Source organism: Corynebacterium sp. TAE3-ERU16, assembly GCF_019209935.1.
Classification (GTDB): Bacteria; Actinomycetota; Actinomycetes; order Mycobacteriales; family Mycobacteriaceae; genus Corynebacterium; species Corynebacterium antarcticum.
The window spans coordinates 107588-124297 of record NZ_JAHUTN010000007.1; the positions used below are offsets into that span (position 1 = coordinate 107588).

At 67.9% G+C, this 16710-nt stretch carries 14 protein-coding genes and 1 tRNA gene; 7 read left to right on the top strand and 8 right to left on the bottom strand.

What is annotated here, in order from left to right; all coding sequences use genetic code 11:
* Positions 1-7: 7 nt before the first annotated feature.
* The 3 genes from KRX55_RS08665 to dcd are packed head-to-tail and all read right to left on the bottom strand — an operon-like array spanning position 8 to position 2009.
* Positions 8-646, bottom strand: coding sequence for an ABC transporter permease (locus tag KRX55_RS08665; protein ID WP_218407354.1), 639 nt, complete (start codon positions 644-646; stop codon positions 8-10).
* Positions 643-1449 (bottom strand): ABC transporter ATP-binding protein, encoded by an 807-nt coding sequence (locus KRX55_RS08670; protein ID WP_218407355.1) that lies wholly within the window; start codon positions 1447-1449, stop codon positions 643-645. Before KRX55_RS08670 ends, KRX55_RS08665 begins: the two co-directional genes overlap by 4 nt.
* Positions 1446-2009 carry a dCTP deaminase gene (dcd, locus tag KRX55_RS08675; RefSeq protein WP_218407356.1) on the bottom strand — a complete coding sequence of 188 codons (564 nt, stop codon included), beginning with the start codon at positions 2007-2009 and terminating at the stop codon, positions 1446-1448. The genes KRX55_RS08670 and dcd overlap by 4 nt, the downstream gene beginning before the upstream one ends.
* A gap of 149 nt (positions 2010-2158) precedes the next feature.
* Here dcd and KRX55_RS08680 point away from each other — a divergent pair, with 149 nt between their 5' ends.
* The 3 genes from KRX55_RS08680 to KRX55_RS08690 all read left to right on the top strand — a co-directional run bounded on the left by KRX55_RS08680 (position 2159) and on the right by KRX55_RS08690 (position 5317).
* Entirely contained in the window at positions 2159-3022 is an 864-nt protein-coding gene (locus KRX55_RS08680; protein WP_255567700.1) for an ATP-binding cassette domain-containing protein, read from the top strand.
* The gene (locus tag KRX55_RS08685) at positions 3019-5166 is read left to right on the top strand and encodes a YhgE/Pip domain-containing protein (RefSeq protein WP_218407357.1); all 2148 of its coding nucleotides are present in this window, start codon (positions 3019-3021) and stop codon (positions 5164-5166) included. The genes KRX55_RS08680 and KRX55_RS08685 overlap by 4 nt, the downstream gene beginning before the upstream one ends.
* A 77-nt stretch (positions 5167-5243) precedes the next feature.
* Positions 5244-5317 (top strand) — tRNA-Gly (locus KRX55_RS08690).
* A 433-nt stretch (positions 5318-5750) separates the two neighbouring features.
* Here KRX55_RS08690 and KRX55_RS08695 read toward each other — a convergent pair.
* Complete coding sequence (locus KRX55_RS08695) at positions 5751-6371, bottom strand: hypothetical protein (RefSeq protein ID WP_218407358.1); 621 nt, start codon at positions 6369-6371, stop codon at positions 5751-5753.
* A 187-nt stretch (positions 6372-6558) separates the two neighbouring features.
* Complete coding sequence (locus KRX55_RS08700; protein ID WP_218407359.1) at positions 6559-6741, bottom strand: hypothetical protein; 183 nt, start codon at positions 6739-6741, stop codon at positions 6559-6561.
* Positions 6742-7206: 465 nt separating this feature from the next.
* On the opposite strand from KRX55_RS08700, the gene KRX55_RS08705 reads away from it, so the two are divergent.
* On the top strand, positions 7207-7497 hold the full coding sequence (locus KRX55_RS08705; protein WP_441303235.1) for a helix-turn-helix transcriptional regulator: 291 nt from the start codon (positions 7207-7209) through the stop codon (positions 7495-7497).
* Here the strand turns inward: KRX55_RS08705 and KRX55_RS08710 are convergent.
* Positions 7481-9196 (bottom strand): VanW family protein, encoded by a 1716-nt coding sequence (locus KRX55_RS08710; protein WP_218407361.1) that lies wholly within the window; start codon positions 9194-9196, stop codon positions 7481-7483. The genes KRX55_RS08705 and KRX55_RS08710 overlap by 17 nt on opposite strands.
* A 99-nt stretch (positions 9197-9295) precedes the next feature.
* Positions 9296-10510 carry a glycoside hydrolase family 3 N-terminal domain-containing protein gene (locus KRX55_RS08715; RefSeq protein WP_370625803.1) on the bottom strand — a complete coding sequence of 405 codons (1215 nt, stop codon included), beginning with the start codon at positions 10508-10510 and terminating at the stop codon, positions 9296-9298.
* Positions 10511-10707: 197 nt separating this feature from the next.
* Between KRX55_RS08715 and KRX55_RS08720 the strand changes: the two genes are divergently transcribed.
* The 3 genes from KRX55_RS08720 (at position 10708) to KRX55_RS08730 (ending at position 14686) form a co-directional block, all read left to right on the top strand.
* A complete protein-coding gene (locus tag KRX55_RS08720) occupies positions 10708-11193 on the top strand; it encodes a universal stress protein (RefSeq protein WP_218407362.1) in 486 nt (161 codons plus the stop codon).
* A gap of 70 nt (positions 11194-11263) precedes the next feature.
* Complete coding sequence (locus KRX55_RS08725) at positions 11264-11461, top strand: DUF2613 domain-containing protein (RefSeq protein WP_200254643.1); 198 nt, start codon at positions 11264-11266, stop codon at positions 11459-11461.
* Positions 11462-11464: 3 nt separating this feature from the next.
* Positions 11465-14686, top strand: coding sequence for an alpha-(1->3)-arabinofuranosyltransferase domain-containing protein (locus KRX55_RS08730; protein ID WP_218407363.1), 3222 nt, complete (start codon positions 11465-11467; stop codon positions 14684-14686).
* A gap of 856 nt (positions 14687-15542) precedes the next feature.
* On the opposite strand, the gene KRX55_RS08735 is transcribed toward KRX55_RS08730, so the two are convergent.
* The gene (locus tag KRX55_RS08735) at positions 15543-16688 is read right to left on the bottom strand and encodes an acyltransferase family protein (protein ID WP_218407364.1); all 1146 of its coding nucleotides are present in this window, start codon (positions 16686-16688) and stop codon (positions 15543-15545) included.
* Positions 16689-16710: the final 22 nt, after the last annotated feature.

Here is a 16710-nt window from a genome sequence, read left to right on the forward strand (position 1 = left end):
CGTCGCCTCACCTCCCCGCCCAGGGCATGAGCAGCCTGCCCGCGAGGACGAGAACGGCGTCGAACACGAGCGCCAGGATCACGGTCCCGACGACCCCGGCGATGATCTCGGTGGGGAACGAACGGGCGAAGCCGTTGGTGAACAGGGTGCCGAGGGACTGCACACCGGTGAGTGCGCCGACGCTGACCAGTGAGATGGTCGAGGCGCTGACCACCCTGAGCCCGGCGAGGATGATCGGGCCGGCGAGTGGGAGCTCGACGGTGAGGATCTGCCGCCACGCGGGGTATCCCATGGCGACGGCGGCCTGCTTCTGCGGTTCCGGAACCGAGTCGAACGCGTCGGCGGTGGTGCGGATCTGCAGCGCGAGCCCGTAGAGCGTCATGGCGACGATGACGTTGAGCGGGGAAAGTACGGACGTGCCGATGATGAGCGGCAGGACCACGAACAGGGCGAGGGACGGAACCGCGTAGAGCAGGCCCGACGCGGTGACCAGTACCTCCCGGGAGATGCGGTTGCGGCTGGCGATCCAGCCCAGGGGCAGCGCGATGATCAGGGAGGCGATGATGGCGGGCCAGCTCAGGTTCGCGTGCGCGAGAGCCAGCTCGCCGATGCGGTCGAGGTTTCCGGCGATCCAGCCCCAGTTCACCGAACCACCCCTTTGACCCGGCCGTGCCGGTCGACGGCGACGGTCGTGCCGTCCCTTTCCCGCAGGGTGAGTTCCCGGTCCTGCGTGCCGACGAAGCTGGCGACGAAGTCGCTGGCGGGGTCGGTGACGAAATCCTCGGCGGTTCCGGCCTGCGCGATCCGCGCCCCCATCTCGAGCAGGACGATGTTGTCCCCGAGCAGGAACGCCTCGTCGATGTCGTGGGTGACCAGGACGATGGTCTTGGAGATCTTCTCCTGCAGGTCGAGGATCTGTTCCTGAAGATCCCTGCGGACGACGGGGTCGATGGCGCCGAAGGGTTCGTCCATGAGGAGGATGTTCGGGTCGTCGGCCAGGGCCCTGGCGACGCCGACCCGCTGCGCCTGTCCGCCGGAGAGTTCGCTGGGGTAGCGCTTCGCGAGGGAACCGTCGAGCCCGAGGAGCTCGAGCAGTTCACCCGCCCGTTCCCGGGCCTGTTTCCGGGGCACCCCGTTGAGCCGGGGCACGGTGGCGATGTTGTCCGCCACGGTGCGGTGCGGCAGCAGTCCGGAATTCTGCATGACGTAGCCGATGCTGCGGCGGAGTTTGACGGGATCGACCCCGGCGAGATCCTCGCCGTCGATGAGCACCCGCCCCTCCGTGGGTTCCACCATGCGGTTGATCATCCGGAGGAGGGTGGTCTTCCCGGAACCGGAGCTGCCCACCAGCACGGTCGTGGACCGGGCCGGTATGTCGAGGGTGAAGTTCCTGACCGCGGGTGTGGTGGCCCCGGGGAAGGTCTTGACGACGTGATCGAACTGGATCATTGGAAGTTTAGATACGCCTTTGATGGAGTTGGTCCGCGTTGACCCTGGTATTTCGACCCCAGTTGGGAGGAACCGTAGGGAACCTCCGCGGGAGACGACATACAGAACAACGCCAACTGCCCCACTTTCATTCCCGGCCACAGGATGATCGGCAGATTCGCCACGTTGGACAACTCCAGGGTGATGTGTCCGGAGAAGCCGGGGTCGATGAATCCGGCGGTCGAGTGGGTGAGCAGACCGAGACGCCCGAGGGAGGACTTGCCCTCCAGTCTCCCGGCCAGATCCGCGGGCAGGGTGAACTTCTCGAGGGTCGCGCCGAGGATGAACTCCCCCGGGTGCAGGACGAAAGGTTCGTCCTCGCCGACCTCGACGAGACTGGTCAGTTCGTCCTGGCGCAGTTTCGGGTCGATGTGCGTGTAGCGCGAGTTGTTGAACACACGGAAGAAGCGGTCCATGCGGACATCGATGCTCGACGGTTGCACGAGGTGCGGGTCGAAGGGATCGATGACGAGATCGCCGGAATTGATGCGGGTACGGATGTCACGGTCGGAGAGCAGCACAGCACCGAGTCTATCGGTTGGCGTCCCGACGGGGACCGGAGACGGGTTGATCTCGGAAAATGACCCTAAGTGGAAGTTCAACCTCCGGTTGTACTACTGTAGCGTCAGTTCCATTCACGTCACCTCCTTCTGTCCCATCGGGAGCGCACATGTCCTCCGAAATCCCCGAAACCTCCGAACCTCATCCCCACCGGGACGACGATGAGTCGACCGGAAAGGCCACGACGTCATCACGCACCGTCGGACAACGCGCCACACCCGAGGGCGGCGAACCCCACCCCGCGGTCATCGCACACGACATCTCCGTCCGTGGTGAGGAGGGCCCCGTCTACGGGCCCCTCGACGTGGAGATCCCCGGCACCGGCCTGACCGTGCTCTCCGGCAGGGGCGGCGGCGGGCGTACCGCCCTGGCCCTGACGATCTCCGGACGGATGAAACCCCGCACCGGCACCCTCGAGGTGCTCGGGGAGACGAAGCCCTCGGTGATCCGCAGACGCGTCGCCATCGCCGGAGTCGACGACATCGACCTGCTCGACCGCGACGTCCGCATCCGCGTGATCCTGACCGAGCACCGTGCGTGGTCCACACCGTGGATCATGTGGGCGCCGCGGGCCGACCAGGACTACTACGAATCGGTCTGCCGCCCCGTGTTCGGCGAGCGTGATCTCCCGCCCCTCGACGCCTACGTCTCCCAGATCTCCGGCCTCGACCGGCTGCTCATCCGGATCGCACTGGCCCTGCGGCCCGCGAACGGCGCGGAGATCGGCATGCTCGTCATGGACGACCTCGAGCAGGTCCACGAGTTCGACGACCGACTGATCCTCGTGACCGTGCTGAGTCGGCTCGCGGAGGACATCCCCGTCGTCGTCAACGCCGTCAACCGGCTCCCCGACGATTTCCTGCCGGACTACACACTGATCGAACTGTTCACGGATGCGTCGCATCTCCAACCCAGTCACGCCGGTTCCGACCTGGACCGCATCCACCGTATCGCCAAGGAGGCGGAACTATGATCGCCGGATTCACACTCGGTACGGAGCTGCGCCGGTTCCTGCGCTCCAAACTCGGACGCATCGCCATGGTCGTCCTCATGCTCATGCCGCTGATGTACTCGGCGCTGTACCTGTGGGCGTTCTGGAATCCCTTCGGCCACGTCGACAAGATGCCCGTGGCCTTCGTCAACAGCGACCTCGGCACCGAGGTCGACGGCGAGGAGATCAACGCCGGAAACCAGATCGTCGACCAGCTGAAGAAGGAGGACCGGGTCCACTTCGACTTCGTCTCCGAGCAGGAGGCCGAGGAGGGCGTGCGGGACGGCAGGTACTACTTCTCCGTCCAGCTGACACCGGACTTCTCCGAGGCGGTCGCCTCCCCCACCACCGGCGACGCCCGCAGGGCCGTGATCCAGACGACCTACAACGACTCGAACGGCTACCTCTCGACACTCATCGGCGAGAACGTCCTGCGCACCATGCTGCCCGCGATCTCCGACCGGATCGGCGAGGAGGCGGTGGACAAGGTCCTCATCGGCATCCAGTCCGCCGGCGCCGGCCTGGAGAAGGCCGCGGACGGTGCCACACAACTGCACGACGGCGCGGAGAAACTCAACGACGGCGCGATCCAACTGAACGAGGGCGCGGTGAAGCTCGACGGCGGACTGGATTCCGCGCTGGCGGCGACGACGAAGCTCAGCACGGGCGCGGCGAAGGTGGACGCGAACGTCGTCAAACTCGGCGCGGGCGCGGACAAACTCGCCGACGGGACCCGGCAGCTCAACGACCAGGTCGAGGGCGCGGCGACCAAGCTCACCGCCCTCGCCCAGGGCGTGGACCAGCTCGGCGGCGGCATGGACCAGCTCGCCGACGGCGCGGTCCGCATCGACGCCGGGGTCCAGCAGCTCAACGCGTCCCTGTCCCAGGTCACCGACATCCAGACCACCGCGTCGGGCAACATCCGGCAGCTCGCCGACCAGCTCCGCCAGGTCCCCAACCCCGACGTGCAGAACGTCGTCCGCCAACTCGACCAGGTCGCCTTCGACATCGACCACAACGCACTCGGCCAGAACGCCCCTGCGACCGCTCAGCTCAACGAGCTCGCGAACGGCACGAGCCAGCTCGCCTACCAGCTCTCCGACCCGCAGGCCCCGTTCCGCTCCGGCTTCAACCAGCTAACCGAGGGCACGTCCGTCCTCCCCGGCAAGCTCGGGGAACTGCAGAACGGCGTCACCCAGCTCAACGACGGTATGCAACTGCTGGACACCGGCCTGGAAAAGCTGCACGAGGACGGCACCTCCCGCCTGGTCACCGGTACCGGGGAACTCCAGAACGGCCTGCAGAAACTCGATGACGGCGCCGGACTCCTCGTCGACGGCACCACCAGGTTGGTCGACGGCAGCAACCGGCTCAGCGACGGCTCGGACGAACTGGCGACGAAGCTGACCGAGGGCTCCCGGGCCGTGCCGAAGTGGGACACCGAACAACGCAGGGGGGTCGCCAGTGTCCTCGGTGGGCCGGTCAGCCTGAGGACGACCAACGATGTGGGTTCCCACACGTTCGGCGCGGGTCTCGCCCCGTTCTTCTTCTCGCTGGCGATGTTCATCGGTGGCCTGATCATCTTCATGATCCTGCGACCGCTGCAGAACCGGGCGGTCGCGAGCGGCGTCGCGCCGCTGCGCGCCGCACTCGACGGGTTCCTCCCGGCGGCCCTGATCGCGGTCGGCCAGGCCACCGCGATCTTCCTGGTGACCCGCTACGGGGTCGGCCTGGAACCGGTCTACCCGATCGGCCTGCTCACCTTCTGCGTCCTCGTGTCACTGATGTTCACCGCGGTGAACCAGCTGCTCAACGCCGCCCTCGGCCCCGGAGCGGGAAAGGTCGTCGCGATGGCGTTGCTCATGCTGCAGCTGCTCGCCTCGGGTGGCCTGTACCCGGTGGAGACCGAACCCGCACTGTTCCAGTGGCTGCACCCGATCAACCCGATGACCTACTCGGTCAACGGCTTCCGGCAGCTGATGTACGGTCACGTCGACCACCGTCTGCCGCAGGCCGTCGTGGCGGTGTTCCTCGTATTCACGCTCAGCATGGTGCTGACCGCACTGGTGGCGCGCCGCGACCGGAGCTGGACGATGAAACGCCTGCACCCGCCGATCAAGATCTGACCGCCGGCGACCGTGTTCACGACCCGTTCAGGCCGTGTTATCATGGTCCGGTAGTTGCGCGAGAGCGTGACACCGATGCCGATGTAGTTCAATGGTAGAACTCCTGCTTCCCAAGCAGGTGGCGCGGGTTCGATTCCCGTCATCGGCTCCAGTTGGACGCCCATTTTGATACAGAGCCCGGTCAGGTCGGGCCGTGGATCGAAATGGGCGTTTTTGCTTGTCAGCTCAGGTTTCCGGCTGTCGGGGTGGGTGGTTCGCCGGTACAGTCGGGTGAGGCTGACGGCCCCAGGCGGACGATTCTGTGGCTCCCGCCGAGGGGAGCGTCAAAACGTGTCGGGTTCCGTCAGAAGGTACGGGGCGAGCGTCAGATCGTCTGATGCCGGTTGGCTTGTGCCGCGGACCAGAGCGTTCATGCCAGTCATGACCGTAGACATGCCCACCGGAGCAGCGACACCGGACCATCACCATCATCCTTCCGACCCGACGGCGGGTACAGGGCGGAACAGGCGCAGGCCCCGCCCCGGTGCAACAAGCGACGGAAGCGGCGCCGGCCCCCGAACGAGGCGCGGGTGGCCGGGAGTCCGTCACGCGCGCGAGTCGGCGGCGTCGTCCGATTGTTCCGCAGCACCGAGCTTTCTCGCGAGAGACAGGAGTGTCAGGGCGTAGCCCGCGCAGCACCCCGACAGCATTCCTCCGGCGATCGCCCACTCGTTGGAGAAGTCCGTCGTTCCCGCGCTCCACGCGAGTGCGGTGGCGGCGAGGGTGACCGGGACGACGAACCGGTCGACGGCCCTGCGGTAGGCGATGAGCATGGAAATGAAGTGGAGGGCCACCGAGGTGAGCACGAGCGGCAGGAACAGCCACCAAAGGTCGACGATCCCCAGTATGAAGGCGACGGTGATGGCGATTCCCTCGAGAGCCGAGGTGATGTTGACGAATCTCGTGGCGGACTGGGAGGGAACGGCCTGCCCCGGCCAGCGGCGAGACAGCAGCCAGGCGACCAGGGCGATGCCGACGGCCCCGCCGAGACCGGCCGCCGTGGCCTCCCACGAGCGGGCGAAGAAAGTCAGTGCCGCGTAGAAGACCGTCAGCACCCCGAGGAACAGGGCGACGGACATCAGCGTTCGGCGGACCTTGCGGAGGTCTGTGCCACTCGCCTGCCCCTCCCACGTACCGCTCGCCGTCTCCACTTTCGCGCTCCCCACTGTCGTCTCCTCCGCGTCACCCATCTCTCCCCCTTACGAGAACGGGTGCAGGTCGGTGCCTGATATCGGTTACTTCCCCGGCCGCGGGCCGGGCCCGCCGCTCCGTTTGGAGGCTCGCCGGCAACCCCACCCGAAATCGACGGGAAGGACCATGGGGCTCACAACCGTGACGGATTCGAGGCCGAGGCTACGCTCGTAGAGCGAGGTCTTGGCCGCGAGCGTACACGTCGATATCGTCGCCGAGCCTGTCGAGCAGTTTGCACAGGAGGCTTTCCGATCCGCGGATCAGTTCCTCCGGCCACACCGTGCCCTCATAGATCGGGTTCGTTTCGGGACAGTGCGGCAGGGGGTGGTCGTCGATATCGTGCACGAGCCGAGGATTATCGGACCGCCGTTTGATCTTGTCGGGATCGCGTGCACCCCTGGAATCCGGTCAGGGACGTCCGCCCGGGCCTCGTTGACCGACGCATCCAACGCCTTCAGCGGACCCGGATGGTGTCCCGTGCCGAGCGAGCTGATCGTGTCCACGCGGACCGGGAAGATCCCCACGGACACGCCGAACGCGCTCGCCAGCAGGCCCGCCTCCACCTCCATTCCCGGCAGCTGCACCCGGGCGGGGAGCCACCGCGGAGCCGTTCCCACGCCGGTTCCCCGTATCCGGAGAACGTGCGCATCCCGGATGCTGGGGAAGCACCTCGAGGCACCCCCACGTGAGGGTGACGCTAACTTGGTCCGCATCCCCGAATGGATCTGAATTCATGGATATGGGCCGAACTTCGCGGTTAATGACAGTGACAGCCCAACAAACCGTGCGTCATGTGTGATACTCAGTCCTATGTCTAGTCAACCGCGAAGCCGCCCTGCCGCTTTGGGCACGGAAATCGCCGCCAAATTGCGCGAAGCTCTCGCCAGACGCCAGGTTACACAGGCTGAACTCGGCAAACGGGTCAGCATCTCCACCAGCCAGATCAGCCTCTACCTGCGGGGCAAACGATCAATGTCCCTCGACGAATTCAACAGCATCTGCGTCGCCCTCGAGCTCTCCGCCGATGAGGTGTTCAGTCAGGCCTTCCTGCTCACCAGTGGCCGTCAATCCAGCTCGACCGGACTCAGCCGCACTGGATGATCGGCGAGGGGTCGTAGACGGTGGTCCGGGTCTGTCGGTCGATCTCTGTACCGTTCAGATCCCGGATGATCCGGGTATCCGAGGTGGTGAACCCCGGAGCACCCGACGAGGGGACACAGTTGTCGTCGGTGAGGGTGATCCGGGTCGGTGGATTCTCGGCCCACCGACCACCCGGCACAGATTCCACCTCGACTGTCTTGACCCCGGTCATCCGCACGGTGATGGAGTTGTCCCCGGTGACCGTGTTGATCATGACGGGGTAGGGGGAGTTGTTCCGGAACTGCAGGTCGATCAGCCCCTCGAACACGGTCGCCTCCCGGCCCGCCGGATACCGCGAGATGTAGTAGCTGTGGGGAGTGTGCGCGACATCGTCGAAGCCAGCGAAGTACGCCGCGTTGTAGAGGGTCGTCGCGAACTGGCTGATCCCGCCACCGACCGCGGTGTCGGCGTGTCCGTTCAGGATGATGCCCGATTCCACGAACCCCTGGGCGGTACCCCGAGGTCCCGTGTACCCGTTCAGGGAGAACACCTGGCCCGGTGCCACGACGGCGCCGTCCACCATTTCCGCGACACGGCGGATGTTCACGCCGGAGGCGTAGGAGAACCCGGTCGTGGTGAACTCACTGACGGTCTCATCGAAGGTGGCCTTCTCCGCGTCGGCGGTGGTGAAGCGCGCCGGCTCATCGGTGTAGGTGACCTTGAACTCCCGCGGTTCAGATCCGGTGATTCGCTCCCGGAGCCCGGCGACGAGGGCCTCACCGTCTACGCTGCGACCGTCGGAGTGCGGTGTCACCGTCCGGGACCCCCCGTTGAACGTGATCCGGGCGTTCTTCATCGGCACCTCCGTGCCCGCGAGGTTCTCCATCAGGATGCCCCTCGCAGCATCGACGTCGACGTCCGTGTGCAGGTCCTCCCCCTCCGGCCGGAAGGTGACGACCTCCCCCATCCGCTCGACGGGGATGACACCGTCCACGCCGTCGACACCGTGGGCGGTCACGGGACCGGACACCGCCTTCGCGGCGGGGCCGTCGACGACTCTGGACACCGTCTTCTCACCGATCACGGGATCGACCCGGCGCACGGCGACGTGGACGCCGTCGGGGTTCAGCCAGTCAGCCGCGACCCGTTGCCTGAGCTCGTCCGGTTCGATCCCCTGCCCCGCTGCCGGCTGGGTCACCCGGACCTCTCCGGCCTCGATGGACACCTCGCCCTCCGTCGGCGGGATCGCGAGTTCGGTGGAGAGCCGGTCGATCTCGGGCGCGAGTGCGGCGTCATCCACGTCGCTGACGATGCCCACCTCGCGCTCCCCGAGGAGACCGCGGAAGCGGTCGATGGGATTGAGCGGCGGCTCCCCCGCCGCCGCGACCGTCGCCCGCCAGTTCGGACGCAGGCCGGCCGCCACCGGATCGAGGACCGCGTCAGCGGCCCCGGCGGACACCGTCACCGGTGCGGCGAGTGAGTCGTCGAGCTCCGTGGCGAGACGGACCTCGGCGTCCTGCGGGGACAATCCCCCGATGGCGACACCGGCCACGGTGACTCCGCGCGGGACCTTGTCCTTGCTCAGGAGGTAGTCCGCACCGTAGACGGCGAGGATGAGAACGAGGGCCCCGAGAACGGTGCCGAGGACGATTGTCCCTGTCCGGCGACCGGAGGATGATTCAGCGGCGGGGGCTGGGGTGTCGGGATCAGCGGAATGCACACCGCTCACACTATCCACCAGCCGACCGCGCGGCGACCCCCACCCAAGTCCGAGACATCCCCGTTACGCTACCGTTACACAGGAGTTATACACCCGATTTCAGACCGGAAGAGGACCGAGATTCTGCACCTGCACACGCAGCGCGGAGGCCTCCAGCTGTTCCACCGGGAACAGCCCGTCGGTGACCGCTCGGTCGACGGTATCCACCGCGGCGACCAGTTCATCGGTGGAGATCCAAAGGGCGACGTCCGCGCCGGCCAGCAGCGCGGTGAGAACGGCCTGCGGAGCATTCATCCTGCTGCTCACCGCCTTCATCCCGGACAGGTCATCGGTGTAGATGACCCCGTCGAACGGTTTTCCCCCGGGGTAGTCACCGCTGCGCAGAAGATCGTAGACGGCCGGATTGAGGGTGGCGGGTAGCCCCTCATCCCCCAGCCCGGGCACGATCATGTGCCCGATCATCACCGCACCCGGCGCGGAATCCAGCACCGGACCATAGGGCCTCAGGTCCAGTTCCCTGAGCTGATCGACCCCCGGGGTGAGCACCTGGTCGTAGTGGCTGTCCCCCGTGGCACGGCCGTGGCCCGGGAAATGCTTGAACACGGGAGTGATCCCGGCATCCCGGAGTCCCGCCGCGAACGCGGAGGCGTACCGCGCCGCACGCTCGGGGTCGGGTGAGAAACTCCGGTCCCCGATCGCGGCACCGGCAGGTTCCCCGGTGGTGTCCAGGACGGGCGCGAAGTCGACGGTGACCCCGGTACGCGCTAGGTTCCCCCCCAACTCAGCGGCGAGCGCCCGAACCTGTTCCGGGCTCATGGTCTCCGCCATGGTCCGGGGTGCGGGAAGGTGCCCGAAGATGTCGGGTTGGCGGACTACCCGTCCGCCCTCGGCGTCGATGGTCACCGCGAACGGGCGCCCCACAGCCTGCCGGAGCGCCGCGATGTTGCGGTCGGGCCCGGTGAGCAGCGCCGGATCCGTCCAGGATCCGATGAAGATCCCGCCGGCACCCTGCTCGAGTGCGAACAGCGCGTCATCGTAGTCCCGGACACCGACCGTCATCAGGGAGGCGACGAGCCCACGCTGCGTCACGGGCAGATTGGCCCGGGCCGCCGCAACCGACTCCGGTTCGGGCGGAGGAGGGACCGGGTCCGGGATGATCGGGGGCACGGATGGACCGTGGAACTCACCGGTCTCGACGTGGAAACGGGGATCCGGTTCCGGGAGGGGTTCCGGCGTCGCCGTGCAGGCGGACAGCCCCAGCAGCATGCCCCCGACCGCGAGGGCGGTCCGGCGACACCGGCGGAGTGGGGACAAGCCGTCACACAGCATTCGCGTGTCCCTCCTTCACCGAGTTCCTTTCCGCCCTGTGCCCACAGTGTGCCGGAGTCGGCCCCGTGACGCGAACCTCACCCCGATCGACAACCGTACCCACCCGACTAGGATTGTGGACCACGGACCGCGGTGACCCACCCGATCCCACGTACCCACAGCCGACCCGAGGAGCACCAGCCATGCCGGAGTCCGACCCGACCACCATGCTCATCGCCTACGACGGATCAGATGAGGCCCGACGGGCGCTGACCTACGCCGCGGAGCTGCTCTCACCCCGGCACGTGCAGATCATCACCGCGTGGGAACCGATGCAACGGCAGGCCGCCCGCGCAGCGGGTGCACCCGGAGTCTCCGTCGTGGACTGGAACGCGGACGATGACGGCGACCCCGCACACGACGAGGCGCTGGCCATCTGCCGCGAGGGCGCGGAGATCGCGGAATCCCTCGGGCTCATCGCCCACGCCCACCTCGTCGAGTCGACGGGGGCCATCTGGTCCGCCATCGTCGACGCGGCCGAACAGCTCCGCCCCGATGTCATCGTCACCGGCACCCGGGGAAACAGCGGCTTCCGGTCGTTGCTGCAGTCCTCGACGGCCGACAACGTTCTGCACCACGCCGGACTCCCGGTATTCATCGTTCCACCGTTGGAGGAGAACGACGGGTAGCTGGTAATCTCTGCTTTTGTCTCCGACACATCCCGGCCCACCCCACGAGAGATCACGGCAGCGACCACCCATGGCATTTGAATCAGACTCCGACACGCGGCGTACCCTCGGCCCGGCGCTGGCCAGCGTCGTCGTCGGTGTGATCCTCGGCGGCGCCGCGGTCATCGGCGTGGCGAAGCTCTCCGGGCAGGATCAGATCCCGCAGGATCAGGTCATCAGCAGCGATGAGGCTCTCCTCGGCGGCGCGGAGTACGGCACCCGCGAGTAGCTCGTGCGCACCGCGGCCCGCACTCATCTCATCGGCTGGTTTCTGCTGGGCGTCCTCGCATTCCTGCAGTCACCGGGCCTGGCCGTGGCCGACACCAAGCACGACCTCGCCGTCGATCCGGCGGGGTTCCTCGGCCGCGCCACCGCGGCCTGGTCGGACATCTTCCCCCTGGGCCAGCTGCAGAACCAGGCCTACGGCTATCTCTTCCCACAGGGACCGTTCTTCCTGCTGACGGCCCCCCTACCGGACTGGGTCGCGCAGCGACTCTGGTGGACGGTGGTCCTCGGGGTGGGGTACTCGGGCTTCCTCCGGCTCGTCCGGGCGCTCGACGTGGGCAGCCCGGTGTTCCGGGTGCTCGCCGCGGTCCTCTACGCACTGTCCCCCCGGATACTGACGACTCTGGGCGCGATCTCCTCCGAGTCCTGGCCGGTAGCACTCGCCCCGTGGATCCTCGCTCCTCTCGTCGTCGGCCGGCTGGGCCGGTCGCGGATCGCGGCGTCGGTCCTCGCGGTGGCCTGCCTGGGGGCCGTCAACGCCACGGCCACCCTGGCTGCATGTGTCCCCGCGGGGCTGGCCCTCGCCTGGTGCGTCCTGCACAGGCGGCCCGACGCGGTACGACTCGGCGTGCTCTGGCTGATCGGCTGCGCCGTGGTTTCCGCCTGGTGGATCGTCCCGTTGCTCGTGCTCGGCCACTACGCTCCCCCCTTCACGGATTTCATCGAGAACGCCTACGTGACCACCCGGTGGCTGAATCCGACGGAGATACTGCGCGGGACGACGAGTTGGGCGCCGTTCGTCGACACCGAACGGGTGGCCGGCAACCTGCTGGTGACCTCCCCGGTGTTCATCCTGTTCACCTCCTGCGTCGCGACACTGGGCCTCGTGGGGCTCTGCCACCCCATCACACGACGCGGCCTCTGGATCGGGATGCTGCTCATCGGGCTCGTGATTCTCGGGGCGGCGCACGGCCCGCTCGGCCCCGAGCTCCGTGGGGTTCTCGACGGCCCCGGCGCGGCACTGCGCAACATCCACAAGTTCGATCCCGTGGTCCGGATCCCGCTGCTCGTCGGGTTCGCGGCGCTGGGGCGGGTGCTGCCCGTACCGGCGACACGCGCGCAGCTGCTGGATCCGGGTCGTCGGCACGCGGCCGCCGTCCTCGTCGTGCTCATCGCGCTCGGGGCGTGCGCCCCGGCACTCAGCGGCAGGCTCGCCCCCAGGGGCGGCTGGGACGAGGTGCCCGCCTACTGGCGGGAGACCGCGGACTGGCTCAACACCCACGCACGCGACACCCGGACGCTGATCCTCCCGTCCGCGTCCTTCGCCAGGCAGGACTGGGGCTGGACCCGCGACGAGCCCCTGCAACCGCTGCTGGATGTCCCGTGGGTGGTCCGGGACGCCGTCCCCCTCGTCCCACCGGAGGCGATCCGTGGTCTCGACGGTGTCGATGCGGTCCTGAATTCCCCGGCCATCGATCCCGGGGACGCGGTCCGCGCCGTCCGCAGACTGGGGATAGGGATGATCGTGGTCCGCGATGATCTGCCCGGAGCGCCGGCCGGTGACCTGGTGGACCGGCTCCGGGACAGTGGCGCCACGGCACACGACTTCGGTCCGGTCACCGTCTTCGAGGTCGATCCCGGCCTGCACATGACCACGACCACGGATACACCTGTCCGCGTCGCCGGGGGCGGGGAGTCACTCGCGCTTCTCGACGCCCTCACCGGCCCCGCCGCACGCACCCTCGTCGACGGCGACGCGGAGACCGTCACCGACACCCCGCAGCTGGTCGCCCGCAACTACGGCGCGGTGAATGGCGCGGTCTCCGCTCCGCTCGCCGACCGGTCCGAGGGGGCGGACGTGCGCAACCCGGTGGCGGACTACCCCTCGGCCGGACCGTTGACCCGCGTCACCGGGCAGGGCGGTACCGTGCGGGCGTCCTCCTCGGCGTCGGACGCCACGAGCTTCGGCGGCGCGGAGCCGGGGGCGTCGGTCACGGCCGCCGTCGACGGTGACCCGACCACCGCCTGGTATCCCACCCCGGGCCGGCAGGCGGGCGAGTGGATCGAGATCACCACCGACCGGCAGGTATCCGACCCCGTACTGCGGATCACCGCCACCGGCGACGATGTGGATGTGACCGTCACCGCCGGCGATGCCGGCGTCGATGCCCGTCTGGTGGCCGACGAAGCCACGCGCATCCGCGTGCCCGGTGGCCCGACCGACACCGTCCGCGTGACCCTCGGCAGGTCGCGGGACCGGGCGGGCATCGCCCGCATCGCGCTCGACGGAGCCCCCGTGCACCGGACGGTCACGGTGCCGGACACGTCCCCGGGCGTGCGGCAGTTCCTCCTTCAGCGGATCACCACCGGCGAGGATGTCCTCGATCGCGCGTTCACCGTGCCCCGGGACATGACCGTGCGGCTCGACTCCCCCGACTGCCGGAACCCTCGCCCGGTCGACGAGGATCCCAACCACGGGATCACGCTTGCCGATCAGGCGCGGGAACGCAGTCTCCGGATCGACGGCGCGTTTGTGTCGTGCGGAACGGTACAGCTCGCCGCCGGGGACCACCATCTGCGCACCCGGCAGGAGTGGACGCTGCTCACCGAGGAGGGGTTCACCGGCGGGACGGCACCGGTCGCCGTGGGACGGACCCTCGTACCCGCGGACACCGACCGGCTGCTCGTCACCGGGCGCGCCGCCCTCGACGGGCTCACCGCCACGGTCGGCGGTACCGTGGTGGACGCGGACGTGGTTGACGCCGCGACCCGGTCCTTCCGTGTCCCGGCCGGGGTCGGCGGTGCCGTGGAGCTGCACTTCGCCGGCGACGCCCCCTATCGGGCGGGACTCATCAGCGGCGGCGTGGCGTGGCTCTGCGCCGTGGTGCTGTGCGTGCTCGCGGTGATCCGCGGCCGCGGGAGCTCCGTACCGGACGCCGGCGCAGACGTGGATCAGGGTGGCGTGCCGTTCCTGCTCGGGGGCGCGGTCGCTCTGTGGCTGGTCGGTGGTTGGGCCGGGCTCGCCCTCGGGGCGGTGACATGGGTGGTGGTGCGGTACACCCTGATCCGACCGGCCGTTCTCGCCGGTGGTGGGATGGCCCTGGCCGGGATGTGGCTCGCCCACGTCCCCTGGCCGCAGGGCGGCTACGCCGGTGACGTGCCCTTCGTCGGGCTCGCCGCCCTGGCATCGGTGGCGGCCGTGGTGTCGGCGGCCAAGGAGAACAGCTGAACCACTCTCCGGACCGGAACGCCGTTCATGGGCGCACCGGTGGCGGGGACGGAAATGCACGTCGCGTGAAGTTCACCGCATCCTGATCGATCGACGCCAGCACGTCAATCAGGTTCCCGTACAGCGCAATGTGGTTCATCCCGCAGATCGGTTCAAGGTGCGCCATCCGGTTCCGCAATCCCTTGAGCCGTAGAGCCGCGTCGTAGATCTCACCTCTGTCAGGGCTGTGACATCGACATTGGGGGAAGGCCCGGTACAGAACAGGACGCCAGAGATGCTGTGCACTGGACCGGTGCGGCAACCCGCCCCAGAGCCCCCATCGATGTCGAGGCGACGAAGTCACCGGCTGTCATCTCTCGAGCTGTTTCCGGGCGTCGTCGCCCGAACTCTCTCCGCGCCCGATTCAGCTGTCCGGAGCCGGGACCGCTGAGGGTGATTCGGGATCCGTCGTTCCACCACCGCTCACCGTATTCTCCGGCGAGCGCATCATGGACCGAGTTGCGGAGCGCCACCTCAAAGTGGGAGAGCGGACCGAACCACCACCGAGCTATCTCGATGTTGTGCATGTACAGATCCGTCGCCTTTGACACATCTCGGAGGTTGCGCTCACGTAGGTGGACATCCGTGCACGCCCTGCGAACCTGAAGAGAGCTTCCACATCCGAAGAAGACAAGTTTGGCATCACATAATAATATCAACGTAGCTGTACACTCGGTCCGGCCAGACATTGGTGGCCCTCAGCACACGCAAACGCCCCTGGGCAGGCGTTTTCTCTTCGCGCCCCCGGGGGCTTACTCGGCCAACTTTAGTCAAAATTAGCATAAATTGCAGATTTTAGTGATGGGGATCACTCATACTATGTCGTGTTTGTGGAGAGCCTGTGGACAACTCCCTTGTTCTCCCGAATCGTCCGCCGCATCATCGCCCGCGCCGGTTCCTCCACGAGCACGTACACGACGGCGGACACCGGGACCGTCACAGCGAGGGTCAGCGCCGCGATCAGCGCGGTGTGCCCGGTGAAGGGAGAGATACCCGTGAGCGGGAACATCAGCTCGAGCACCGGCAGGTGCACCAGGAAGATGGAGTAGGACCACCGGCCGAGGGCCTGGAACACCGGGCTGGTCAACAGCCCCTCCCGGGGAGCGAGGGCATACGGCAGGACGACAGCGGCGGTGAACACGGTGCCCGCCAGCACGCGGAGCACGAACTCGCCCGGCTGCGGGTGCACGAGACCGACGGGCCCGTACCAGGGTTGCGCGGCGATCCACAGCATGATGACGGCGAGCACCCACCACACCGGGCGCCCGCCCAGGATCCGGAGCGCCCGCGGCGTGAGTCGGCCCTCGGCCTCCGCGGCGATCATGCCGACCGCGAACCAGCAGGTGAACGCGGGCGGGAGGATCTGCAGGTTGGCGACGCCCGGCGCGGGGGACGCTGCGACGAACGGTAGCCAGGCCCAGCCGAGGCTCACCACCGCCACGAGAACGATCACGGGGATGCGGGCCCGTCCCGGCAGGGCACCGGCAACCACCGCGAGCAGCGGCAGCGCGGCGTAGAAGGCGACCTCGACGCACAGGGACCACAGGTGCGTGAGTCCCGGCGCGAGACCACCCGGGACGTAGATCTGGGTCATCGTCAGATTCACGACCCGCTGGACACCGGTACTGCGGTAGGCGTCGGGAAGGAGCATCAGCACGGCGGCGACCACCACCAGATAGGCGGGGAAGATCCGTCCCACGCGGCTGGCCAGGTAGCGGGTCCAGGAGACATCCCGACCGGCCCGGGGGCCGTAGCGTCGCCACAGCAGGAACGCCGACAGGGTGAAGAACACGGGAACGAAGAAGTCGAACCGTCCGAGGATTCCCCCGATGAAACCGGTGGGCGCCAGTCCGGTCTGGAAGGCGACGTGGGTGAGCAGAACACCGATGGAGGCGACGGCGCGAAGCCCCTCGAGTGAGGCGTTGAACCGTGTAGTTTGCGGGTACGATCCTTCTGTGCCCATGGCGCGGCCGCCTTTCCGCCCG

Excerpts from the sequence above, each read along its gene's own strand:
- KRX55_RS08670 (WP_218407355.1), bottom strand. The coding sequence starts at position 1,449 with ATGATCCAGTTCGATCACGTCGTCAAGACCTTCCCCGGGGCCACCACA.
- KRX55_RS08680 (WP_255567700.1), top strand. The coding sequence starts at position 2,159 with ATGTCCTCCGAAATCCCCGAAACCTCCGAACCTCATCCCCACCGGGAC.
- KRX55_RS08685 (WP_218407357.1), top strand. The coding sequence starts at position 3,019 with ATGATCGCCGGATTCACACTCGGTACGGAGCTGCGCCGGTTCCTGCGC.
- KRX55_RS08705 (WP_441303235.1), top strand. The coding sequence starts at position 7,207 with ATGTCTAGTCAACCGCGAAGCCGCCCTGCCGCTTTGGGCACGGAAATC.
- KRX55_RS08720 (WP_218407362.1), top strand. The coding sequence starts at position 10,708 with ATGCCGGAGTCCGACCCGACCACCATGCTCATCGCCTACGACGGATCA.
- KRX55_RS08725 (WP_200254643.1), top strand. The coding sequence starts at position 11,264 with ATGGCATTTGAATCAGACTCCGACACGCGGCGTACCCTCGGCCCGGCG.
- KRX55_RS08735 (WP_218407364.1), bottom strand. The coding sequence starts at position 16,688 with ATGGGCACAGAAGGATCGTACCCGCAAACTACACGGTTCAACGCCTCA.